Annotated in this window: 19 protein-coding genes and 1 pseudogene; 7 read left to right on the forward strand and 13 right to left on the reverse strand. The window is 61.1% G+C overall.

What is annotated here, in order from left to right; genetic code table 11:
• Nucleotides 1–52: 52 nt before the first annotated feature.
• Nucleotides 53–1,249 carry an acetyl-CoA C-acyltransferase gene (locus V1277_RS05590; protein ID WP_334415338.1) on the forward strand — a complete coding sequence of 399 codons (1,197 nt, stop codon included), beginning with the start codon at nucleotides 53–55 and terminating at the stop codon, nucleotides 1,247–1,249.
• Nucleotides 1,250–1,360: 111 nt separating this feature from the next.
• On the opposite strand, the gene V1277_RS05595 is transcribed toward V1277_RS05590, so the two are convergent.
• The 8 genes from V1277_RS05595 to V1277_RS05630 form a co-directional block, all read right to left on the reverse strand.
• The gene (locus tag V1277_RS05595; protein ID WP_334415339.1) at nucleotides 1,361–4,576 is read right to left on the reverse strand and encodes an ATP-binding protein; all 3,216 of its coding nucleotides are present in this window, start codon (nucleotides 4,574–4,576) and stop codon (nucleotides 1,361–1,363) included.
• Nucleotides 4,573–5,859: a hypothetical protein gene (locus V1277_RS05600; RefSeq protein ID WP_334415340.1), complete on the reverse strand. Its 1,287-nt coding sequence runs from the start codon at nucleotides 5,857–5,859 to the stop codon at nucleotides 4,573–4,575. The genes V1277_RS05595 and V1277_RS05600 overlap by 4 nt, the downstream gene beginning before the upstream one ends.
• A 53-nt stretch (nucleotides 5,860–5,912) precedes the next feature.
• Entirely contained in the window at nucleotides 5,913–7,301 is a 1,389-nt protein-coding gene (locus V1277_RS05605; RefSeq protein ID WP_334415341.1) for a Dyp-type peroxidase, read from the reverse strand.
• 29 nt (nucleotides 7,302–7,330) lie between these two features.
• Nucleotides 7,331–7,924 carry a hypothetical protein gene (locus V1277_RS05610; protein WP_334415342.1) on the reverse strand — a complete coding sequence of 198 codons (594 nt, stop codon included), beginning with the start codon at nucleotides 7,922–7,924 and terminating at the stop codon, nucleotides 7,331–7,333.
• 22 nt (nucleotides 7,925–7,946) lie between these two features.
• Entirely contained in the window at nucleotides 7,947–8,558 is a 612-nt protein-coding gene (locus tag V1277_RS05615; protein WP_334415343.1) for a hypothetical protein, read from the reverse strand.
• Nucleotides 8,559–9,038: 480 nt separating this feature from the next.
• Complete coding sequence (locus tag V1277_RS05620) at nucleotides 9,039–11,339, reverse strand: MHYT domain-containing protein (RefSeq protein ID WP_334415344.1); 2,301 nt, start codon at nucleotides 11,337–11,339, stop codon at nucleotides 9,039–9,041.
• A gap of 367 nt (nucleotides 11,340–11,706) precedes the next feature.
• Nucleotides 11,707–12,906 carry an adenylate/guanylate cyclase domain-containing protein gene (locus V1277_RS05625; protein WP_334415345.1) on the reverse strand — a complete coding sequence of 400 codons (1,200 nt, stop codon included), beginning with the start codon at nucleotides 12,904–12,906 and terminating at the stop codon, nucleotides 11,707–11,709.
• A gap of 420 nt (nucleotides 12,907–13,326) precedes the next feature.
• On the reverse strand, nucleotides 13,327–14,004 hold the full coding sequence (locus V1277_RS05630; protein ID WP_334415346.1) for a cupin domain-containing protein: 678 nt from the start codon (nucleotides 14,002–14,004) through the stop codon (nucleotides 13,327–13,329).
• 388 nt (nucleotides 14,005–14,392) lie between these two features.
• Here V1277_RS05630 and V1277_RS05635 point away from each other — a divergent pair, with 388 nt between their 5' ends.
• Nucleotides 14,393–14,560, forward strand: a complete 168-nt coding sequence (locus V1277_RS05635) for a hypothetical protein (protein WP_334415348.1) — start codon at nucleotides 14,393–14,395, stop codon at nucleotides 14,558–14,560.
• A 199-nt stretch (nucleotides 14,561–14,759) separates the two neighbouring features.
• On the opposite strand, the pseudogene V1277_RS05640 reads toward V1277_RS05635, so the two are convergent.
• Nucleotides 14,760–15,000, reverse strand: a pseudogene (locus V1277_RS05640) (enoyl-CoA hydratase/isomerase family protein); the annotation flags it as partial.
• Between V1277_RS05640 and V1277_RS05645 the strand changes: the two are divergent.
• Complete coding sequence (locus tag V1277_RS05645; RefSeq protein WP_334420545.1) at nucleotides 14,944–15,174, forward strand: hypothetical protein; 231 nt, start codon at nucleotides 14,944–14,946, stop codon at nucleotides 15,172–15,174. The pseudogene V1277_RS05640 and the gene V1277_RS05645 sit on opposite strands and share 57 nt — an antisense overlap.
• An 18-nt stretch (nucleotides 15,175–15,192) precedes the next feature.
• Here the strand turns inward: V1277_RS05645 and dinB are convergent, their stop codons facing one another.
• From dinB to V1277_RS05665, 4 genes are all read right to left on the reverse strand, one after another.
• Nucleotides 15,193–16,440 (reverse strand): DNA polymerase IV, encoded by a 1,248-nt coding sequence (dinB, locus tag V1277_RS05650; protein ID WP_334415349.1) that lies wholly within the window; start codon nucleotides 16,438–16,440, stop codon nucleotides 15,193–15,195.
• Between the two features lie 123 nt (nucleotides 16,441–16,563).
• A complete protein-coding gene (locus V1277_RS05655; RefSeq protein WP_334415350.1) occupies nucleotides 16,564–16,773 on the reverse strand; it encodes a hypothetical protein in 210 nt (69 codons plus the stop codon).
• 755 nt (nucleotides 16,774–17,528) lie between these two features.
• Nucleotides 17,529–18,785: a type II toxin-antitoxin system HipA family toxin gene (locus tag V1277_RS05660; RefSeq protein ID WP_334415351.1), complete on the reverse strand. Its 1,257-nt coding sequence runs from the start codon at nucleotides 18,783–18,785 to the stop codon at nucleotides 17,529–17,531.
• 296 nt (nucleotides 18,786–19,081) lie between these two features.
• A complete protein-coding gene (locus V1277_RS05665) occupies nucleotides 19,082–20,074 on the reverse strand; it encodes a LysR substrate-binding domain-containing protein (RefSeq protein ID WP_334415352.1) in 993 nt (330 codons plus the stop codon).
• On the opposite strand from V1277_RS05665, the gene V1277_RS05670 reads away from it, so the two are divergent.
• The 4 genes from V1277_RS05670 (at nucleotide 20,073) to V1277_RS05685 (ending at nucleotide 24,131) form a co-directional block, all read left to right on the forward strand.
• Nucleotides 20,073–20,789 carry an HD domain-containing protein gene (locus V1277_RS05670; protein ID WP_334415353.1) on the forward strand — a complete coding sequence of 239 codons (717 nt, stop codon included), beginning with the start codon at nucleotides 20,073–20,075 and terminating at the stop codon, nucleotides 20,787–20,789. The genes V1277_RS05665 and V1277_RS05670 overlap by 2 nt on opposite strands.
• Complete coding sequence (locus tag V1277_RS05675; RefSeq protein WP_334415354.1) at nucleotides 20,755–21,738, forward strand: Bug family tripartite tricarboxylate transporter substrate binding protein; 984 nt, start codon at nucleotides 20,755–20,757, stop codon at nucleotides 21,736–21,738. The genes V1277_RS05670 and V1277_RS05675 overlap by 35 nt, the downstream gene beginning before the upstream one ends.
• Nucleotides 21,739–21,841: 103 nt before the next feature.
• Entirely contained in the window at nucleotides 21,842–23,119 is a 1,278-nt protein-coding gene (locus V1277_RS05680) for a lipase family protein (protein WP_334415355.1), read from the forward strand.
• A 22-nt stretch (nucleotides 23,120–23,141) separates the two neighbouring features.
• Nucleotides 23,142–24,131: a Bug family tripartite tricarboxylate transporter substrate binding protein gene (locus V1277_RS05685; protein WP_334415356.1), complete on the forward strand. Its 990-nt coding sequence runs from the start codon at nucleotides 23,142–23,144 to the stop codon at nucleotides 24,129–24,131.
• Nucleotides 24,132–24,156: the final 25 nt, after the last annotated feature.

The following is a 24,156-nucleotide window of genomic DNA, read 5'->3' on the forward strand; positions in this document are numbered from 1 at the left end:
CCGCAATATATGACTATCGTCATATAACAGCGATCGAACAGGAGAACCCGCAATGGCCGCAAGCCCCGATCCCGTCGTCATCCTTTCCGCCGCCCGCACCCCGCTTGGCCGGTTCATGGGCGAATTGTCCCCCTTCAGCGCGCACAGGCTCGGCGCTCACGTGATCGGCGCGGCGCTGGAACGGGCGAAACTCGCGCCGGAGCGGATCGAGGAGGTGTTCATGGGCAACGTGCTGCCGGCCGGACAGGGCCAGGCGCCGGCACGCCAGGCTGCGCGCGGCGCCGGACTTCCCGACGCCACCGGCGCCACCACGGTCAACAAGGTGTGCGGCTCCGGCATGAAGGCGACGATGCTGGCGCACGATATCATCAATGCCGGTTCAGCCTCGATCGTGCTGTCCGGCGGCATGGAGAGCATGTCGAACGCGCCCTATCTGTTGGCCAAGGCGCGCGGCGGCTATCGCGCCGGGCATGACCGGATCATCGATCACATGATGATGGACGGGCTGGAAGATGCCTACGAGACCGGCCGCTCGATGGGCGACTTCGGCGAGGCCACCGCGGAGGCCTATCAGTTCACCCGCAAGGACCAGGACGCCTACGCGATCGAGACATTGACCCGCGCCCGCAAGGCGGTCGAGGGCGGCGCGTTCAGGGCCGAGATCGCGCCGATCACATTGGCTGAGAAAGCGGGTCCGCGTGTCGTCGCCAATGACGAGCATCCGCTCAAGGTGGATCCCGCCAAGATTCCCGGATTGAAGCCCGCGTTCCGCAATAACGGCACCATTACGCCGGCCGCCTCCTCCGCGAATGCCGATGGCGCCGCCGCACTGATTCTGGCCAAGCGCTCGCTCGCCGATCGCGACGGGCTGCCGGTGCTCGCCGAGATCAAGGGCCACGCCACCCACAGCCAGGAGCCGCAATGGTTCACCACCGCGCCGATCCCGGCAATCCGCAAGCTGCTCGACAAGGTCGGCTGGGCTGCCTCCGACGTCGACCTGTTCGAGATCAACGAAGCGTTCGCGGTGGTGGCGATGGCGGCGCAGAAGGATCTCGGCATTCCCGCCGAAAAGCTCAACGTCAATGGCGGCGCCTGCGCGCTCGGTCACCCGATCGGCGCCACCGGCGCGCGACTGATCGTGACGCTGCTGCATGCGCTGGAAGCGCGGAACCTAAAGCGCGGTGTCGCTGCGCTCTGCATCGGCGGCGGAGAAGCGACCGCGATCGCCGTCGAGCGCGCCGTGCGCTGATCGGGCCGTCGGAAAGACTGCGAGCGGCGCGAAGGGTGTCGCTCGCCGTTTTCGGACCCCTTAAGCTGCCAGGACGGCATGTCTCAAGCGCCCTTGTCGCCGCACGCCTTGCTAGGCCAACGCTCTTATCAGGTCATCAGCCTCGCCCAAGTCGCGGGAAGTTTCCGCGGAGGCAAATTTCGCCTTGGTCGATATCAGCAGGTCTCGTGCCTCTGCGCATCCCGACGCGCTCTCGCCAGCGCAGATCAAACGTGCGATGCTGATCGCCGTACGCAATTCCCAACCGACCGCACCGAGCTTTCTGGCAGAGGTAAGCGAGCGTTTGAACAGGCGCATGGCCGCACGGTCGTCTCGCAAGGGTTCGCAACACAGCAGCGAGCCGTGAATCCGAAAAATCTCGGGAGCAGCCCAGCGTTCGCCGGTTTGCTTCATCAGGGATTCGGCCGAAGCAGCGAAGCTTCGAGCCTTTTCTATCTGCCCGATTCGTCCGAATTCAGCGGCGAGCAGAATTCGGTAGAGCGGCATCTGAATGCACCGGGCTGGTAGCTTGCCTAGCAACCCGCAAAGTTGTTCGAGCACTTTCGGCGCAGGGCCACGTTCCGCTAGCGCAGCGGTTGCCCACAACGGACCGATGACCCGGTACATCGGATAGCCGTATTCATCAGCAACTTTCATGCCGCGCTCGACGCTGGCAAGGTTGGCCGCAAGGTCGCGCTCATACCAGTGATCGGAAACGCCAAGAATCGAGGCAAATGCCAGCATGAACGGATGCCCGATCTCATTCGCAAGCTGCCGCGCCGTCTCACAGCACTCTCTAGCCCGGCCGGGCCGACCCAACAGCCATTCGATGTGTCCGGAATAGACCAGCGAAACGATCAATGGATCATGCTGATAGAATTGGACCAGCTTGCCGTGCTCAAGACGATTGTAGCGGGCGCCGATCAGCGCCGCGAGCTCGCTCGCTTGCTCCAGACGGCCGAGAAAGAAATTGGCGATCACGGCAGCGGCGTACGCCATGAGGGCAGCCTCGTCATCGCGCCATTCTTCGGCCCGGCGGACGAAATCCTGCGCGTGTTCGAGGCCCTTGGTGAGCTCGCAGTTGACTAGCTTTGCTATGGTACTTCCCCACAGCACCGTCGCCTTCTCGCGGATGGTGCCATGGTTTGCGCAAAGTTTGAGTGCGCGACTGTAGGGGCCATAGACGTTCGGATCTGACCACCCTGCGTTGGCGGTGTACGCCATCGCCAAGTTGGATTGCAGGGCGATTTCAGCTTCGAAGCGCCGTGGTGAAGCGGGCAGCTTGGGTATGAGCGAAAGGCCTTCGCGAAGATGGGCCACGGCCTCCTTGGTGGCTGATCGGCGCAGCGCGGATTTTCCCGCTTGAAGCCAAGCCTCGACCGCCTCCTGAATATTGCCAGCACGCGCATAGTGATAGCCGAGCACGGCGGGCTGGCTGCTCTCTCCGATGGCTACCTCCTGAAGCAACCACGATGCGACTCGCGCATGAAGCTCGCGCCTTTCCTCTTTGAGCAGCGACGCGTAGGCGACTTCCTGTATCATCGCATGCTTGAACGTGAAGACCGCGCCTTGAGGCTCCTCGATACGATACACAATCCCGGCGTTCTCCAGCGCCCGCAACGCGTGTTTCAGCGTTTGGCCTTTACCTGGAAGTACGCTGGAAATGCCTTCATCATTGAATTTCCTTCCGAAGACGGAAGCGATCTGGGCGACGCGCTTGGCAGGACCGAGACGATCAAGACGCTCCATCAGTGAATCGTGAATACTTGCGGGCACCAGAGGTTCCGGCAACTTCCCGTTCAGGACCGGGCCATCAGCAGCGCGCGGGACCGCTCCGGAATCGACGACGGCCCGCGTAAACTCCTCGACAAAGAGTGGTACGCCATCAGTTCTTTCCACGATCTGGCTGGTAATCCGGCGCGGAACGAAATCGCTGCCTGCGATCGCGGCGACCATCTGCTCGCATTCGCGCACCGGCAGTTTTTGGAGAGCGATCCGTCGAACTGCCGCGCCCGACAACCAGTTGGCCCGGTAGTCATCGCGATGCGTGATCAGGATCATGATCCGCTCGCCGGAACAGTGAGCTATCACGCGTACCAGCAGCTCGATACTGGTCGGATCGATCCACTGGACGTCCTCGACGATTGCGAGGATCGGCCGCTTGCGCGAGGCCGCGATGAGAACATCGATGAACACCTGAAGGGTACGCTCGCGCTCAAAGGGAGATCCTAGATCCGCGGGCTCGTATCCTGAGCAGGCGGGTATCGACAGGATCGCTCCGTAGTAACGAAGTGCGTGCTCGACATCGGGGATGGCTCTTGCCAAAAGCGATCGCAATTTTGCCAATGCGAGTTCAGCATCGTCGGCCTCCTGGATGCCGGCCGCGCGCGTGAGTCTCTCGATTTCAGGCGCAAGCGGCGTGTTGACGTGAAACGGCGAGCACTGCAGCGACAGAACATCACGCGGAGATGCATCGAGGGAACTGCGGAACTGGCGGATCAGGCGTGACTTGCCGATGCCGGGCTCGCCGGAAACGACGCCGGCCTGTCCCCAGCCCGCTATTGTCTGCTGCCACATCTCGGCAAGCAATGCGCTTTCGCTGGTTCGGTTTATCATCGGGGCAAGAGGCGACCTCTGCGCCCTGTCGAACCTGCTTTCGCTGGACGCTAGAGCATCTGCACGCCAGGCTTCGATCGGCTCCTCCACGCCCTTGAGCGATCGTCTGCCAAGCGGCGCGTAGCTGAACGTTCCGCGGGTCAGCTCGTAAGTGCTCGAACCGACCACGACACCATTCTCACCGGCGAGCCCTTGCAGGCGAGCAGCGACATGTGCCGAGCTGCCGAACACTTCCCGCCGATTGGGGGGCTCGCCGGGCACGCTGCCGACGACGACCACCCCGGTGTTGACCCCGATGCGTACGCCCAGGCGGACGAAGCTGCCATCCGACAGCAGAAACTTCTGCTCCCTTATCGCTGCGGCGACCGCCAGGGAGGCGCGGACCGCGCGCTCGGGATCATTTTCATGGGCTTGCGGGACGCCGAAAAATGCGAGCAACCCGTCACCGATCATTCTGGCGATGTGACCGCCGTAGCGGCGAATCTGCTCGTCGCAGATATCGCGGTAGGTTCTGATGACCGCGAAAAACTCTTCGGGATCGATCCGCTCGCTGAGGGGCGTCGATCCGACGATGTCGATAAATACAACGGTAAGCTGCCGGCGTTCGGCGTGCAGAGCTTCGTTCTCGGCATTCGGCGGCGCCCGCGGCACCTGAAGTCCGTCCGACCGATCGGGCCTCAGCTGGCTGCTCATGACGCCACCATGTTCAGTTTCCGTCGCACCTGCCGCGAGGCAAGATAGACCGCGAGGCGCATCCGGTTGACGCTGCCGAGCGGCCTGTGCTCGGGCAGACAATTCCAGGGATTGAACACCATGTGCTCGCAGTCGTACAGCTGATCTTGCGCCAGAAAGCTCTGCTTGGGAATGACAATCCTGGCCAATCGCACGACTTCGTCTTGAGGGCGGGTCCACCACCGCGAGGCATCCTCGACGTCATCCGGCGTGGCGGCGTGCCGTATCCGTATGGAGAAATCGAGCACGACGGCATGATCGCCGGGTCGATGCGTATGCGGATCCAGATCCCTCACAAGCGCATCCTGGAGAAAGCTTTGCGACCGGGTCCAAAGCGCAAACATCCCCCATCCGGCGCCACCATTTTTCTTATCGGGAGGACCGACCAAGTAACGCACGACCTTGTGCTCGCCGAACAAAAACGGCGACATGCTGTGATAGGTGGCAGTCAGCGGATTGCGGATCGTCAGCAGGCCTTTCACCGCAGTTCGCGCGAACAGGTAAGACTGGCGTGGACACCGGACACCGAACTCGAGCCATCGCAGCCCCCTGCCGAGTTTTTCACGCCAGGTTGCATGTGCTGCACTCACCGCATTCATAAACAGCGTATAGTCGATCACGTTCTTACAGAAGAAGATCGGAAAACTGCTGAGCGCGAAATCATGTTCGCCGGCGGATGCCTTGTCTGGCGCCAGCATACGAAGAATGCTGTCCGTCCCGACCCCGTGAAGCTTGATGGACAAGCCACGCGCGTCGATCCTCCTGTCGCTGCCCGCCGTGCCGAGGCCGTTGGAAAACCGGAGCGTGGCCGGATAGCGAACGCCCGGACGAAACAGATCCGTCGTAAACTCGGCAGGAAGATCGTCGCGAACAATGAATTCTGCCTTCACGCATCCATGCGCTTTGGCGTGCTGATCGCGCATCGCAGGAGTGCAGCAATTCGAAACCTTCATCTCGCAATAGTTGGTAATGACCGCTTCTGCGGCGATCCGCGCCATGCTCCGGACCATGGTTGCCTCGCCAGGCACGGCGCGCTCAAGCTCATGCAACGGCATTGGCCGGTCCGGCGGCAGCTCCAGCGCGTTCACAATCTGCCGATATCGCGCCGGCGTCGCGGACGATGTCCGCGCGTCGCCCGTTCGCGCCGGGCGCACGATCGCCAGCAGCATCTGCCCGAATTCTGGCAAGCGGCGCAGCGCGTGAAAGCCGAGGCTGACCGGCTGATCTCCGAAGAGGCGCACCATGAGCCGCTTCCCGCTCGCGCGAGCGTCGAACTGCCGACGGGTGCCGGACCGGGTCATGACGCATGAACCCTGCCGGAGGCCAGCAACCTGAGCGCGGCGAGACTCGGGACGAAGAAATAGTCGCCGCCTTTGGTTTCGACAAAGCGCGGAATGTCGAAACATATGAATGGCCGCCGCCCCGTGGCCTCATCGCCCGGGATCACCATTTGGCCGCGTCGGCCAACGCCGACAATCGGATCGGTGTCATTGCCCTGCTCGAAATCGTCGCCAAAATTAACCCAGAACCGCTGCACGAACTCGAACTGGTCGAAGCCGGAATTGAAGGCGATGAAGATGATGCCGCGGTTTTCATCATCCCGCTCGTCGGGCGGAAGAAACTTGCCATAGGTGATCCCCCGCCGGATCAGACGGTGCCGGCTCATCGTCTTGCCGCCGAACCCGAGCGCATCGCGCGGATTGGTGCGCCGCACATGTGCTCCCAATGGACATCGCGCGCCTGCAGGATCGTCGGCATAGGCGAATGCATTGGCGAGAGACCCTGCCGGCTTGTGCGGATACTCGATCAACGAAGATCCATCTTGCCAGCGTCCCATCATCTTGGCGGCCAGAAATTCTTCCGCGCTTACGCCATCCGGCAGACGACCGGGGATTGTCCGGGAAAACGACTCTGCTTGCGCTCTGATGTAGTCTCGAAACGCCAGCACATTCTGTGCGAGCTTGCGGAACACCATATATGTGCCGTTGTGCGCAAGCAGGTTCGGCAGCGGCATAGGCGCGAGATCGCCGCCTTCGCCGGGGTAGCCGAGGATGAACTCCCCCAACGGAATTTTTCTAAATCGCCCGCTGTGATCGGGATTGCCTATATCCTTGCTGGCCGCCGCCTCGCGCGGTACGTCCTGGACATCGGGATTGCTCAGCCCGTCGGCGAAGCCAAAATGCTCACGGCGCGTCTTCCCGCCATCATTGCTGAAAGATTCGGCGGCTTGATCGGGACCCAGCTCAGTTATGCCAGCCGGCAGCAATTCCCTAAATGTTCGGCAGCGCTCCTCAAGCGCATCCATCGTCCTGCCATAGATCATCACCAAAATATGCACACGGCTCGTCTTCCAGGGCTCATCCCAATGTTGCGGCGAACTCTTGCCGACATCGCCTAGCACCTTTGCACGAACCTTCATGCCCTCGCGAAATTCAGCAGGAAAAGTCGCGAGACTTTCTTCCGGAAGGCCGAAGGCCCGCAGTCCGTCGAAGGTCAGGGCAAGGTTGAGCGTCGTGTCCGGTTTTTCCTGCCACTGGCCGGGAGTGACGTGACCCTCGTCCAGCAGGATCTGCATCAACCGCTTGGCATGGCCCGCATCACGAATAAACAAATAAAGGAAACGTGCATGCGGAAAGGAAGCGTAGCCACGGAGAATATTGCCTTGAATACTGGAGAAATCAAACATCGCAGGCCCCACTATCAATCGCTATGCCGTTACAACTTCCCTGCGCTCGGCCTGACCGCTTGCAGGCTTCGCCACATCTTCTCGAAACGGGCTTTGAGTTCTTCCGGACTTGGCTGCGCTTTCTGAACGTGCTTGATGAACTTCACCAGCCGGCGCCGATACATCAGTCCCTTTAGAATATCGTTCACGCTCGCGTCGGGCTGGTCGGCCAACAGCAAATTGGTTGTAATCTGACATTGCTCGAAATACGCAGCGAGATCGTCACAGCTCTCGATGCCGGGAAAGCCACGGCAGTGCCGCCAAATGGCCTCTAATTCACACGGAATATACTTGACCATTGCACGGATCAGAACGTCGATGCTGAAACCGTCAAAGTCACAGGCGAACAGCAGATAGGCTGATTTGAGTGCATCGACCTTCGCCGGCGTACCCTGATAGGCAAGTCTGTCTATCATGACGAAGCGGGCCATGTGGACGATCGACACCTCGCTCAAGGGCGAACCGCGCGGATATTTCACGCTCTCGTCCAGCTTACGCAGAAATGTGCGCAACTCGGCTGTTTGCCCAGGCGTGATTGGAAACAGACCCGTAAAGCCGTATTTTCCGCCGTTTTGATTTGCCATACGCGAACTCCGCTCGATCGGATTACTTTTCCGGTATGGGACCGAACGTACCCAACTTGTTCTGCACCCTCATGAGCAGGCGGTTGAACTCCGTCTCAAATTTTTCGGGCGCCAGGTCGCACGAATTTTTCTGAAATTGTTCGAGTTCGCGACTCACATCGAGGGCTGCACGAACGTCGCGCACCGATGCGCCAGGGTAAGCGCTGTACGAATGATCCGACTCGACCTGGTTGCGCTTGATGTACGTCTTCAGCGGCCCGACAGGCCTCGCCATGGGATAGCGAATGCTCGAGAACCATACGATGTCGAGCGGCGCATAGAGGACGTCGGCGAAGGCCTCGATATAAGGACCCCATGGGCCGTTGAACGTGCTCAGAAAGAACAAATAATCGTAGTTGAGCTTTTCCGCTGGCTGGCCGTCGTCAACGCGCGGAAAGCAATCACGCTTCACCACGACCCAATGAACGAAGGGCAGAAACGCCAGCGCCCTGGCCGTGTTCTGAGTTCTTTTCACATTATCGAATATCCAAAGCCACAGGCGGACCCAGTAGGTGCCCAAGCGATTCATCGGCGTGATCACGTTGAACGTAACGGCTTTGCCCAGTCCGTCCTTATTGCGCGCGCGATCGGCCATAAAAACCTCCTCGCAATGAGGGGTGATTGAAGCGAAAGCGCCGCCTGCCCCAACACCCGTACTATAATACCACTTGTCTAATACTCACTGAGCATTGTTGGGTCAGTATTATGGGAGATCGCTCCCCCGCTGCAAAGCCTTCACAGCACAGTCTATCGACCGCGCGGCAGGCGCTTGGGTTTGTTCGATTTGCACTTGCAACGGTATCTGCGCTTGAGAGAGCTGACATTTCACGATGTCCGCTTTGCGCCAGGATCGTCCTTGCGGATGTCCATGTTTTGGTCCGACACTGGGACAGGCCGCGCGGAGGTCTTTATCAAACCTGGGCCTGCGATGTCTGTGAAGCATCTCACAAATGACGGCATTGAATCCGCAATCCTCTAGGCCAAGAGGATGGATCAGTGGCAAACGAGACGGCAAGACTTTCTGAAGAGCCGCCGCTCCGGCGGCTCACTGAGACGCGATGAGACCGATCAACCGTCAGGCTCTCTTCGGGTGCAAGGTCAAAACCGAGCGCGAAGCTGCCTGTGCGCGCATCACCTCATCAATGGTAGCCAAGAGCGCCGCCTGATCGAAAGGCTTGGAAATGCGCGGCAGATCAGGCTGCACCGAGCCCAGCAGCTCGGCATATCCTGTGCAGAGCACCACGGGCGTGCCCGGCCGCTCGGCGGCCACTGCCTCGGCAAGCAGCAACCCGTTCATCCCCGGCATGGCGTAATCGGTCACCACGATGTCAATCTTCGGCATTCGGCGCAGAAGCTGGACTGCCTCCTCGCCGGAGCGCGCCTCGATCACGGCGTGGCCGAGATCGTCGAGCATCGCAGCGACACTGTCGAGGACGAGAAGGTCGTCGTCGACGACCAGCACGGAAAGCGGGCGACTGCTGCGCGGCGTGGAGCGCAACGGCTCCGCCGCATGGGGCGCCTCCACCTTTTCGTCCTGAGCGGCAGGCAGCCAGATCTCGGCTGTGGTCCCTTCGCCGATGCGGCTCTTCAGCAGCAACACGCCTCCGGACTGCTCGGCCAATCCCTTCACCATCGAGAGGCCGAGACCGGTCCCCTTGCCGACGCCCTTGGTCGTAAAGAACGGCTCCTGCGCATGCCTGAGCGTCTCCTCGTCCATGCCGCATCCGGTGTCGCTCACCGAGAGCGCGACGTATCGTCCCTCGGCAAGGCCATCGATGGCATGCTCTTCGCGTGCAGCGATGCTGATGACCCCGCCACCTGCCGCGATCGCATCGCGCGCATTGACGGCGAGGTTGAGGATCGCGAGCTCGAGCTGGTTGGCATCGACCTTCACCTTCGAAAGCTCGATCGGAAAACGGGTCTCGACCCGGATGGCTGGATCAAACTTCAGGAGAGCCGCCATTCCGCGCACCAGCTCCGGGACATCCACGACGACGGGCTTGAGGTCCTGCTTGCGCGCAAACGCCAGCATGCGCTGGGTCAGCGAGGCGCCGCGCAGCGCACCTTGAATCGCGTTATCGAGCAGCCGGTGAATCCTGGGATCTTCCGGCTGGAGGCGCTTCTTCGCCAGTTCGAGGCTGCCCAGGATCACGGCAAGTATGTTGTTGAAGTCGTGGGCGACGCCGCCGGTAAGCTGTCCGACAGTCTCCATCTTCTGCGATATCACGAGCGCATCGCGGGTGCGCTCCAGCGCTTCCTGGGCTCGGCGCCGTTCCGTCACGTCGCGCACGATCTTGGCGTAGCCGATTGCCTCACCACGCTCGTTTTGCACCACGCGTATCGTCGCCTCGGCCCAGAAGCGGCTGCCGTCCTTGCGAACGCGCCAGCCCTCGCCTGCCGACTTGCCTTCCCGCTTTGCTTCTTGAAGGACAGCATCAGGAACGCCGGACTCGCGGTCTTCCTCGGTGTGAAGGATGGCGTAGTGCGTACCTATGATCTCGTCGCCGTAGCCGATCAGCCGGCGCGCGCCGAGATTCCAGTTCGCCACCCGCCCTTCGGGGTCGAGCATGAAGATGGCGTGATCGGCCACCCCCTCCACCAGCAGGCGAAATTTCTCCTCGCTTCGCCTGAGTGCCTCGGCTTCGCGATCGGCACGTTCTGCCGAGGCGCGGTCGTACACGGCCGCGGCGAGCCCGATGACGAGGACGACGATCGTGGTGCCGGCGACCAGGAACGCGAGCGGCGCCTGCCCAACCGCGCCGTGGACTGCGCGGCCAAGAATGGCATCCGTGGCAACGAAGGAGGAGCCCCGCATGGCCGCGTAGTGCATCCCGGAGATCGCCAGGCCCATGACGGCACCCGCCGATATGCGCTCGAGCACGCTCGTAGTGCGAAAGGCGAGCCACAGCGCAATGATGGACGCGCCGATCGCAATAGCGATGGAAAGCACAACCCAGAGGGGATCGTAGTGGATCGAAGCCGCCATCCGCATGGCGCCCATGCCGGTGTAATGCATGCCGGAGATCGCGAGCCCCATTCCAATGCCGGAAATGATGAGCGCGTTCGACCGCTGACTAACGACGACGAACGCGGCCGCAGCGACCAAAATGGGAAGGGCGAGCGAGAGGAGCGTGAGGAGCGGATCATAGGAAATTTCGACGCCGGGCAGGCTGAACGCCAGCATGGCGACGAAATGCATGGACCAGATGCCGCCCCCCATGGCGACGGCCGCCGCCCCAAGCCAGCCCAGGCTGGCGGAGCCGGAAGCGGCCCGCATGCGAGTCGCGAGATCGAGGGCCGTGTAGGAAGAAAGCGCGGCGATCAGGACTGACAGCGCGACAAGAACGGGGTCATGGGTGCCTGGATGGTGATGCATTCCGTTGATGTCGCAAGGGAAGCATCTCAATAGCACCGTTCTTGCGGCCGTGCATTGTTCCCGCGCCAATGGCAATTGAGGGTGCCGAATTCGGCGGAGCGCCTGCCCGGGGCGGGAGAGATCGAACTTCCGAATGGCGGAATCGAAATCCGCGAAATTATCCAATGATTTCAAGGCGAATTTGGAAAAATGCTTCAAGACGGCCCGTAGCCGTTCAATAGCCTGGCAGCCGCTTCCAAATAGAAGCAGCCTCCACGGAGGATCGAGCCCGGCAACATCGGGGAGCGACTGCGCTGAATGGCCTGCGCGCGAATCAATGTTGGTGGCCCGTGGGGCGGCGGCCCGGCACCTGGCGATAGATCGTCGTTCAGCCGTGATACGCAAACAGCTCGATTGGGTCGTTGAAGCCGCGCACCGGATATTCGCCGACGCGTTCGAGATCGAAATCGTTTTCGACGAAATCAGCGAACGCGCGGGACAGCAGCACCGTTTTTCCCAACTGTTTGGTGAGCGCTTCGAGACGCGAAGCCATGTTGACCGCAGGACCGATGACCGTGAAGTCGAGCCGGCTGCGCGACCCGATATTGCCATACATGACGTCTCCGACGTGGACGCCGATGCCGTAATTCAGCGGCTCACGACCGGTTTCGCTATTTTTTTCGTTGAGGACAAGCATGGCCTGACGGGCTTCAGCCACGGCATGCAGCAGATTTGCGCAGGCCGACGACTGGCTGAGCGGAAAAATGGCAAGCAGACCATCGCCGATGAATTTCAGTATTTCCCCGCCATGTCGCGCAATCGGCTCCGACATCGCATCGAAATAGCCGTTCAGAAGATCAATGACGTCATCGCGCGGCCAGTTGTCGGAGATCCTGGTGAAATCACGCAGATCGCAGATCATGATGGCGGCGCGTACCGTCGTCCCGCTGCCGCGCCTGGTGGCGCCGGCTAGAATGAGCTCGCTGGCATGCGACCCGACATAGGTTTCGAGCAGCGTTCGCGCCAGCCGGTTCTTGACACGGATTTCGCTGACCAGCGCCAGAACAGGCAACAGTTCCCACAGGCTGGCGATATGCGCGTCGTCGAAACCTCCTGGCCGGTCGGTTGCAAAGGTCACGATATGCCGCTTGCCGAGCGTATGGTATAGCGGCCACGCCACATAGTCGGTCAGGCCTTTCGCCCGCATCTCGTCAAAGACGGCGTGCTTGCGGCCCAGTGAGGGGTCCCGTTCGAGATTCTCGCGCACCTCGGTGGCACCGTCATGGACTTCGTTGGCGGGACTGCCGATGTACTCGGATCGCTCCCTGACGTCGTAGTCGACCCTCGCAATCTCCGCCTCGCGCATCCCGTCGGCCCACATGATCCGTGCGCCAAGCCATTGCGGATGGTGGATCAGGATATGAAGCGACGCCCGCTTGACGGGAATGCCTGCTCGCTGGAGCCGGATACACAGCTCAGCGAAAATATTGTCAATGAAGCGCTCATCGCGCGTGTCGTTTGTCAGCCAGTGCAGCACGTCCCGGTCAGAACGCGCGGTAACGGGATCGATTTTTGGCGGCGCGTTCATATCTTGCTCCCGAGCGGTGACCTGGATCGACGGTACAGGATATGTCGTGTCCCTGCGCGGCGTCGTCAACGGAGTCCGCCGCAATCTGCTTGTGCGCATCGGGTTGCCGACGAGTTGCCGCGCACCCGGCACGAGAGGGCGCCGCGGTCGTGCCGGACTGGCGCTTTGAGCCCTGGCTGGGGCGGGAGGGATCGAACCGAATGGCGGAATCAAAGTCCGCTGAATAGATGAGCAAAATCAATGAGCCTTCTGAATTTTCCTCTTCCGTTCGCACCTTGATAGCATTGGTAAATTTCCCGCGTTCAGGATGCGATCGAGCTATGCTTCGAATGTTACTGAGCAAGTTCAATTCCCGAGGCGCAACACCCAATATTCGCGAAATGGCTCGCCATGATGGACATAGCCTTCGGCCTAATCGCTTCAAGGCAGTCGGCAGACGTCCGGATGAAGCAGGGGAGCCTCCTTCACCCAGACCTCCGCGCCTTCCGGACCGGAGACGGCGCGCAGCGCTTGTCCGGCCGGCAAGCGGACCCAGCTTTGCGAGGTCAGCATCTGGTCGCCGATCGACAGGCTCCCCGCGAGAACAAGCATTTCGAGCCCGCGTGCGTTCTCGACCATGATCGTCTTGCCCGGCATCCAGGTCTCGAAACGTACGTTTTCGAATGCGTCGTCGAACAATTCGATCGCGCTCGCAGCCCCCGATCTCGGCTCGAGCGGACGACCTTCCGCGGGCCGTCGTACGATCTGGTCGCGATCGGCGTCCCGGAATTGCCAAAGGCGAACGAAGATCGTGCAACCGTCCTTCGATGCGGGAACGTGCGAAGTCCCGGGCGGGTTGCGGAAGTAGCTGCCCGCCGGGTAATCGCCGTGTTCGTCCTGGAAGACGCCGTCGAGAACGACGATCTCCTCGCCGCCGCCGTGCGTATGGCGGGGGAACGCGCTGCGCGGTGCGTATCGCACGATCGAGGTGGCGCGCGCCACCTCGTCGCCGATGCGAAACAGCATGCGCCGGTCGACGCCAGCTGCCGGGCTTGATGTCCATGGAAGCTGCGCGGCATGGACTATCACCGGAATCGTCAGATCATCATTGATGCGCATTTCGCTCCTCCCTCATGGTCAACACCATTCTGAAGTTGGCTTGGCCGGACTTCATCCGTGCGACCGCCTCCGCGGCTCTCTCCAATGGCATGATCTCGATGCGCGGACGTACGCCCGCGAGCACGCTGAAATCGAGCGTCCTTTCGTTTTCGAAGGGCGTGCCCGTTATCGATCCCAGCAGGCTGCGCTCGCCCCGGACGAGAGGTCCGCCGACACGGGCAACGGGTCCTTTGCCACGCCCAACAGTACCAGTTTTCCCTGCGGGGCGAGAACGTCCATGAGCGCCGCAACCGACTGAACATGGCCAATCGTGGTGACGATCGCTCTGGCACCGCCCAACGATCCAGCCAATCCTCGTCACGCTGACAAATGGGGGCGGGAGATTGGGATGTCTGCACGAACTCTGACCCGGCATTTTGAACGCGAAGTGGGCATGAGCTTGCGCGCCTGGCGTCAGCGTGTCCGCCTGTTCAAGGCGATTGAATTACAGAGATTGCGTTGCGTCTCGGGTATGCATCGACCTCAGCCTTCATATTCATGTTCCGCACGGAAATGAGCGTTAGTCCCCTCCAATATAGACGCAATTTAAGCCACGCAGTTGGCCGAGCGACTTCATAAGGGCATAGATCCGGACTTGAGCGCCCATCTGCCGAGGACGCCACCTTCAGTCGTAGGGATTCGTGGAAAATCCCAGTTCAGCGGAGAAAATAGTGGGATTGAGTAGCAGGGGAGCGACGCGCTTCGGCTTTGGCAACATTGCTCCCCATACCCTTGACATCGCCGCCGGCGCAAAAAGCAGCTCCAGCCCCCGTGATGAGCCAATGCGCCGACGCTGGAATCCTCGCCGCACTGCCTGATCATGCGGCGCAGTGCGGGGGTCAATTGATCGGACAAGGCGTTGCGCGCCTCGGGCCGGTTCAGCGTGATCAGCGCCACGCGATGGCGGATTTCACACAGCAGCTCACCTGTGCCGGTATCGACCTCGAGGCCGTGCATGGGCGACAATACCGCGCGTTGATGACTGAAGCCGAGCGATACGGCGAAGCGCGGGCGGTAAAGCTGCGGCACCAGGGAAACAGCCGCGAGTCCGAGCGCAAGACCGAAACAGTAGGCCTCGCCGCCTATCGGCGCGTTGCCGCGCAGGAAACACTTCGCCGATCCAGCGCGTGATCCAGGTGCCGGCGGAGGCTACAAATTCTTTTCGGCGAGTTTACGAAATTCGTCAGGCACCGAACGCGAAACACCCAGCGTTGCCGAGCCGTATCCGATCGCATCCCATCCGAAGCGATCGCGGATCTTGTCGACAGCACAGTCTGCCGTCCAACGGGCCATGCCTAGCCTGCTGCCGGGACGACGCGCTTCATCTTCAAGTCCGAGCGGGAGTTCCAGCTCCAAATCCCAGTTCTCCTCGAGATGCGATACGGAGATCGCCAACAGCGAGATGATCTTCTCGTCCGGGTGATCTGCGAGGACCGCGCGCACCAGTTCCTCGGCAAGTCCAGCGAGAATCACGGTCGCGGAGATCGGCGCACCGAGCGTTACCGAGCGCGTGACCGAGTGCAGGTCGGCGAAGCGAACGCGGACCGTCACGGTTCGGCCGGGCCTGGACTTCGCCCGGAGCCGCGCGGCGATGCGGTCCGCAAGGTGAAGCAAGGTGGGTCGAATAACCTGCTCTTCGGCCGGCTTCCTGCCAATCGCTGACTGCGCCCCGGCCGATCGGGCCCGGCGATGAGGCTTGAGTTGCCGCGGATCGCGATTCCACGCCAGCGCCGCGAGTTTCTCGCCTGTCGCGGGACCGAGCAACCGTTCGAGCGACCATCCTGGTGTCTTGGCCAACTGCCCGATGGTCAACACGCCGATCTCGGCCAACCGCGCCTTCGTGACCGGACCCACTCCCCACATCAGCTCGACGGTTAGTTCGTGAAGGAATTCCAGTTCGGTGTCGGGATCGACAACCACAAGCCCGTCTGGCTTGGCCACCTGCGAAGCGATTTTTGCCAGATGCTTGGTGCGCGCGACACCCACTGAGATCGGCAGGCCAAGCTCGGTGCGTACGCGCCGGCGGATTGCCGCCGCAATTTCAGCAGGTACACCGAAAAGATGGGTGCAGCCCGCAACGTCGGCAAAGGCCTCGTCGATGGAAATCCGCTCGACAAGGGGTGTGAAATCGCCGATCACCCTGATGGCGGCGTCGCCCAGCCGTTGGTAGTCCTTGAAATGGCCGCCGACAAAGATGAGTTGTGGACACAGTTCACGCGCCTGCCGTCCCGGCATGCCGCTACGAACCCCGAAGGCCTTGGCTTCGTAAGAAGCGGCAAGCACAACCCCGCCACCGACCGCGATGGGTCTACCGCGTAGCGAAGGGTCGAGGAGCTGCTCAACCGAGGCATAAAAGGCGTCCAGGTCTGCATGGAGGATCGTGGCTGTCATAGCCATCCCGACCGTTCACCCGCGAGATCTGACGGAAATCCTCATGAGAACATAATGAGAACAGGCGTGGACGCTTGTCAAGCCGGATAGACATTTCCCTGGAAGCTGCAAGGAAAGTTGCCTTCCAGCCTAGGCTCCCCTGCGATCCTGTTTGCCAACCACGCAGCGCCATCCCGCCAAGCGCTCGGCGGGATGCTGCTTCATCCACTCGGCAAGCTGCGGCGCGCCGGTCAGGCAAGACTGCATCGACACGTCCGCGTAGTCTGAGGTGGTAACGGTCTGCTCGTAGCAATTTGCCGGAGAGGAGAGACTGCAGAGCACCGCGATGATCTTGATCACGACAGGAGAACCTCATTGCTACGATGGGCATTGGCGCCGCTGACCGTACCGCTCACCGGCGCCTCGGAACTTCTTGAATAGGAACACGGCTGCAAAACTTTGTAATCGCGATCTTGGTAGTATGCGGCGGCGCCTCAACTCCTTGAAATTCAGCATACACCCGTCGCCGAACCTGCCAGGAACGTCGAGCCGAATCTCCACCTCGATCGAACACTGATGACGCCGAGCACGCGCACCGCGCTGCACGGCTGTCAGGAACTCGAGATGACATCGCCTACCCGGCGCTATCGCGCACGCTGCGCCCTGACTGCGTTGATTGCGAAGTGGATGGGACAAGCGTTCTGAATCATACTTTCCTGCACATTCACTCCGCATCCATCCGCTGCGATAGACAGAAGCAAGCTGCAGAAGGCCCAACCATTCCGGCGGATTCGACTACTACCTTCCGCCTATACTGCGTGCAGAGCACCGCTGCTGGGCGGCTGCTGTCGAAGTTCGCGCCCTATTCAATCATGCTTACGCTGTTGCCAAGCCGATGTAGCGCGGAGGCACAATACCCATGCTCAGCAAAACCTGCTTCTAGAGGTTTTGCGCGGGCGCCGAGCCACTGCTGCATGCTGCACGCGAACGAACCAACGAGAGTGGCATGGTTCGATTCAATGTCTTGCGGTCTCTATCGAAGAAACCACGGTCGCCTGTAGCAGCATGCGCCCTGAGACGGTGCCGCATCTGCGCCGACGTCGCAAAGCGTCTTGCTATCCGAGTACGTCACTCGAAAAGCCAAGACTCTCGCGAATGCCGGTCTGCCAGGCCGCCAGAAGTTTATCTCCGATCTCGCGATGAGCAGAATTCTCGCTGAAATACTTCGTTACCTCCGGTGCCAACTTCGCCAGAACGTCCGCGGCCTGCTCAATGATCTTATTGATCGCCTGCAGGGAAAGATCGCAGCGGGTTTGACCAAGACGCACCAACGCTTTGCGGTCTGGCCAGTTGGTCGAACCATTCAATGTAAGCGCCATGCCGTCCTTCGGCAAATAGGGCACCGTGCTGACGAGATCATAGACCGGCGCAAGACGTGCAGGACCAGTCACATCTTCATAGATGACACCGAAGTTTTTAAGATGTGCGTCACCATTGCGAAGTGCACAATTGAGGACAAACAGCTTGAATAGATCCTCTAGCGCGTTGCGCTGTCCGGCCGGATCAATGAATTCGCGGGCACCCTTGAATAAGCGTGTTTCGTAGCCACCGTTGTATTTCTCGGTAGTGGGCACACCGTTGAGGACGCAAAAGTCCTCGTAGCCCAGATAAATGCCATCAAGCCGCAGATCGAAGCGCTTCACAACGATGGCGGCACCGCTGTCCGAAAGCTGGAAATCCGGAACGGTCAATCCCATGGCCTTTGCGGCCGACAGGCAGAAATGTTCGTTGGCAGCCAGCTCGGGATATTCGTTCGGGTCCCAGAACTTTACGATGTGCGTAGCGCTGTGGAAGCCCTGAGACTGGCGATCACCCGCACTTCTTCCCGCGTCCTCGACAGCGCGGATCATCACCTTGGGCTGGATGCCCGAAAGCCCTGAATGGACCGCGAACTTCTCAAGCAGATAAGCGAACAACTCGCCACCGCGCTTTGCGCTGAGGATCTCGTCGATCGATTGGAATGGAACGTCCTCATTTAGCTCGGCATCGAGATCAGAATAACGGGTGCGCCCGATCTGGGTTCGTCCAACAACCGCCAGCAAATCGAAATCATCAAATGTTCCGGTCGCCTTGGCAAAACTTCGCATAAGGTACGCCCGGAGCGCCCCCTCCGGGAGATTCATGTCGAATATCGGCGCGAGACCATGTTGCGTATTCCAAGATGCTGTTCGCACCGGCATGGTGATCGAGACTGCACGTTCGGCTGCCACTTTGGGCGTGTAGTCTCGGGCGAAAGCGGCCGAATTCGTGGAAACTCGAAAAGTGACGCATGTTCGGCGCCACCATCGTACAGCCGGCCGCAATCGCCGCAAGCAGAGCCTCCACTGCCTGTGCAGTTTCGATCGGGAAGCGCCAAGTTTCCCAGTCCGTTCTCAAACTCGCAGGTTCAAATGTGGAATCGCAACCACCGATACCGACATTCGCTCGTCGCGGCTGTCTGAAGAGGATACCCCCTCGCGTCCCGAACGCAGTGCGCACCTTCTAAGTTATTGATCTTTCTTGATCTGGCGATCGTTCCGTCCCGTTTTGTTCACGGTCGTTTCACCCAATTCGTTGCGATTTCGTTGCGATGCAATCACTTCCGTCAACCAGATGAGATTCTGCTTCGTTACAAGCCGCTCTCGGCTGTCACCCTCTGAACGACGCTGGCAAACTCTTCCACCAGACGAGAAGCTGGCCGTTTTGTGCCTTTCAGCAACCGTGCGACACTTTGCAGGCGCGGTGCGAATGGACGCGTGACGAGGTCATTGGTTCGCGCACTGAGCAGGCCGAGGCCGTCCAGTATCGCGATGCCGGCACCGGCACGTACCAACTCGCAGGCGATATTCGACTGCGACGCCTCGATGGCGATGCGCAGGCGTAGATTGGCCTCGGCAAAGGCAATGACGATCGCGGCCCCGATCGACAAATGCGGGCCCGGACAAATCACTGGCTCGTCCGCAAGATCAGACGCGCTCAATGCGGCCTTGGCTGCAAGCCGGTGACCGACCGGCAGCACGCAGCCGAGCTTGGTCGTGCAGAGAATGGTGCTGTCAAGGGACGGATCCCCAATCGGGCCGACAGTCAGGCCGAGATCAGCTCGCCCTTGGGCGACGCGGGTGACTACCTCTGGCCCGGTCAGCGTTTGAATGACAACGGAGACGTCTGGCCGTTCAGCGCGAAAGCGCCGAACCGCTTGCGGCACAATGGTGTGACCGAACCCGGTCACGGTCGCGACCGTCAGGAGCCCCGCCTGGCCGTCGCGAAGCTCGACCGCCAGCCGCTGGGTGTGCTCGATCGCCGCGAACACGTTCACGACTTCCGCGAAAAGCGTCTGCGCCTCGGTCGTCGGCTTGAGCCGTTTCTTCTCGCGCTCGAACAACCTGAAACCGAGACGTTCCTCCGCCTGCTGCAGCATGCGGCTGACCGCCGGTTGGGAAATGTTCAGGGCGGCGGCCGCGTTCGTCACCGAGCCCGACTGCATCACGCATCGGAACACGTCCATCTCCCGCACGCTGATCGTCATATATAACCTCAGAGCATGAACTATGACCAAATCGGCATTTGAAACTATGTTGTGGGCGGCGGCAACATCCGTTTGAGACGAATGATGGTTGCCCATGCATTTCCTTGACCGACGCCTACCCCGCCCCGTCACGGATGCGCTGCGCGCGACGGTGCTCGAGGATCTGCCGGAACTTGCGCAGATCCATAATGCAGAACTGCGCCACAAGGCGATCGAGGCTTGGGCCTATGCATTGGCGGAAACGGATTTTCCGCGCGTTACCGCCATTCCCGGAGAGGCGACGCCCGGGGTCTTCGCGCTGAAGCGCGGCAGCCAGGCGGTACATCTGCGCAGCGTAGCCCGAATCGCGATGGCGATTGCAGACGAGTTTGCGCAGGAATTCCCCGAAGCCGCGGTCAACCGCGACATCGTGCTGGCAGGCGCGCTGCTGCACGATGTCGGCAAAGCCTGGGAGTTCGATCCCGCCAACCGCAAGCGATGGGAAGCGGATAAATCGCAGGCCGGTTCGCCCGCGCTGCGCCACCCGGTGTACGGCGCCCATGTCTGTATCGCAGTCGGGTTACCCGAGGAGATCGCGCACATCGCGCTCGGCCATTCCTACGAGGGAGACCTGATGCCGCGCAGCCTCGAATGCCTGATCGTCCATCGCGCCGACCACATGTGGTGGTCGATTGCGGGCGGTTTCGGCCTGCTCAGGGCGGAAACGGCGGGCATGCTCGAAGGGCGAAAAATAACGCCGCGCGGCTTGCGAACGGCGAAGAACCGGGAGGGACAGGATGACAACGGCGAAAGGGCTGACGCGGCGGGCTAGCCTCGGCCTGCTCGGCGCACTCGCAACCCCGTGGCTTGCCCGCGCACAGAGCGATTACCCCAACCGCATCATCAAGCTGATCGTGCCCTATGCAGCCGGCGGGAGCAGCGACGTTGTCGCGCGCTTCATCGCGGAGCGCATGCGCGACCGGCTGGGGCAGTCGATCGTCATCGAGAACCGGCCGGGCGCGGGCGCGATTGTTGGATCGCAATTCGTCGCGAAGTCAGCATCCGATGGCTACACGCTGCTGCTGGGCGGCGTATCCACCCATGCGGTGAACCCGCATCTGCGCAAGCTCGCGCCCTATGACGGAATCAACGACTTCACTTCGCTGGGGCTGATCGGCACCGGACCTCTGGTGGTCTCGGTCAATCCGGGCGTGCCTGCGAACAACCTGCAGGAACTCATCGCCTACGGCAAGGCGAACCCGACCAAGCTCGCCTACGGTTCGGCAACGGGCGTCATTCTGCATCTCGCCGGCGAGCTATTGAAGAACATGGCGGGCTTCGAGATGCTGCACGTTCCCTATAGCGGCAATGGACCGGCGCTGACCGATGTGCTCGGCGGACGGCTGCAGGTGATGGTCGACGCCGTCAGCAACTCGGCGCCCTACATCGCCGACGGGAAATTGCGGCCGCTGGTCGTCCCGTCGCGGCAGCGTACGCCGCTGCTGCCGGACGTGCCGAGTTCGACTGAGGCGGGCTTGCCCAATTATCTGGTCGAGACATGGTTCGCGCTCTACGGCCCGGCAGCCATGCCGGACGGCGTCGTCGCCAAGATCAACACCGCACTCAATGCCGTGCTGCAGGAGCCCGACGCGGTCGGCCAGTTCGCCAAGGTCGGCCTCGACCCGCGTCCGACGAGCCCGGCTCAAGCCACTGCGCTGCTCAAGACGGAATCGGACAAGTGGGGAGATGTCGTCCGCCGGATCGGACTACAGGTGGAATAGCTCCCAATCGACAGTGTGACAGGGTTTGGCGCCGCAGCGAGCAACGCGACGACGCACAAGAGGAGTGCAGCCTCACGAGCTGCGCCAAAAGAGGAAGCAGGCAATGAAAACACTTGCAAGGATCGGCGTCATGGCACTCGCTCTCTGCGCCTCGCCTCATCCGGGCGCATCGTACGCCGCAGCCGACTCACTGCCCCAGGGGCCCAGCGTTGGTGACCAGGACTTGTCGCCGTTCTACCGCTGGACCGGCGCCTTGCCCGAGAAGCCAGGCCTCATGCTGCGCGAAGAGGGGATACAAGATCAGCCCGAGATCGTTGCGGCCGCCACAGCCAGAAGAATCCTCTACACGTCGACAGATGCAAGATGGCGGTCCGGCATCATTGCGGTCAGCGGCACGCTCTATCTTCCGAAGCGAACTGCGCCGCAAGGCGGATGGCCGCTTGTCGCGTGGGCGCACGGCACGCTCGGCGTCTCGGACAGGTGCGCCCCATCCTGGAGCAGGCATCGGCCCCGCGACGGCGCCTACATCAACAACTGGCTGGAACAAGGCTTTGCTGTCGTCGCGACCGACTACCAGGGTCTCGGCGGCCCCGGTCCGCATCCCTATCTCAATTGGGAAGCAGAAGGACGTTCTGTGCTCGATGCGGCAAGAGCGGCGCTCGATCATTCGAAAGGGCAGATCGCCAATGCCGTCATCATTACCGGTCAGTCGCAGGGCTCCGGCGCCTCGCTCGGCGCAACACGTCTCGCGCCTTCCTATGCTCCCGACCTCAATATCAAGGCATCGATCGCGACCGGCATCGTTTCCCGGTTTCCCGACGCGACCAAGAAGGCTTCAAGCGAACAGACTTTGGCGCGTTCATCTCCGCCGCAATACACCATTCTCATGATGGTCGCAGGTGCTCTCGGCGACGACACCATAAAACCGGACGACCTCGTGACTGAAATGGGGAAGCCGTTGCTGCAGGCGGCCCGAGAGGGATGTACTGCAGAGCTTGGACAAATCGTTCGCAGCAACGGTCTGACCATAGCGAACAGCCTGAAAGATCCAGAGATCGCGGATCGTCTAGGCGCTGTCATAGAAATGAGTCCGGTTCGCATGCCGGTGCCGGTCTTTCTCGCTACAGGTCTGGCCGACAAGCTGATCCCGCCGCAACGCCAATATGCTGCGGTTGCAGCACTCTGCGCCGCCAACAGCAATGTGGTTTGGAAGACCTATGCCGGCGTGACCCACAACGGAACGGTCCATGCAGCCTACTCCGACGGACTTGCATTCGTTCAGGCCGCCCTGGCTGGAAGCCCGATCCAGTCCAATTGCGATTCGATTTCCGATCCGGGATCGCCGGGAGAGCCCTCACCCGGTTTCAAGTTCAACGATTGATGCCCGGCCACGGAGAAGAACAATGCGCTCATTGACGCGAAGAACCATCGTCGGCTCAGGACTGGCGGCTGCGCTCTCTGTTTCGCCGTTGCTGCGGCGAGCCGAAGCACAAAGTTACCCGCAACGGCCCGTAAAGATCATCGTTCCCTATGCCGCGGGAGGCGCCTCCGACATCATTGCGCGCCTGATTGCACCGGAATTAGAGCGTACCTTGGGCCAGCCCTTCATCGTCGATAATCGTGGCGGTGGCGCGAGCATGGTTGGCACGCAGGCGATCGCGGCCGCCTCTCCCGTGGGCGATACCATCGGTGTTGTCGATAGCGCTTTCGTCATTAATCCCGGCCTGTTTCGCACGAAGCTTCCTTACAACACCAAAAAGGATTTTGCGCCGATCTCGCTCCTGGCGACCTCCCCTCTCGTTCTCGTCGTGCATCCTTCTGTGGCCGCGAATAGCCTGAAAGAATTTGTCGCGCTCGCCAAGACTCAACCGGGCAAGATCAACTTCGCCTCGGCCGGACTCGGAACCGCCATTCATCTGGCCGGAGAACAACTACGACAAGCCACCGAGATCGACATTCTTCATGTGCCGTATCGCGGAGGCGGGCCGGCCATCACCGATCTGATCGGCGGCCAGGTACAAATGACGTTTGCCACCGTTGCAGCGATTGCACAGCAGGTGCGTCAGGGCCTGGTTCGTGCACTGGCAGTTACGGGAGGCGACCGCGTCGCACAGTTGCCCGACGTACCCACAATGGCAGAGGCCGGTTTGCCGGCCATCGACGCCATGCCGATCTTTGGCATTGTCGGCCCGGCGGCGCTGCCGCCTCCAATCATCGACAAACTTGGCGAGGTTGCTGGCAAGGCCTTCAAGAGCGAGCCACTCCGGTCCAAGGTGACGGAACTTGGTTTTGTTTCTGTTGGCAGCTCGCCGTCGGAGTTTGCGGCGCGCATCGACGACGAAGTCGCAAAATGGACCCGTATCGTAGAGAAGGGAAATATTCAACCGGGCTGACCTCTGTCCCTCACATACAACCCGT

Origin of the sequence: Bradyrhizobium sp. AZCC 1588, from assembly GCF_036924735.1 — a bacterium.
Classification (GTDB): domain Bacteria; phylum Pseudomonadota; class Alphaproteobacteria; order Rhizobiales; family Xanthobacteraceae; genus Bradyrhizobium.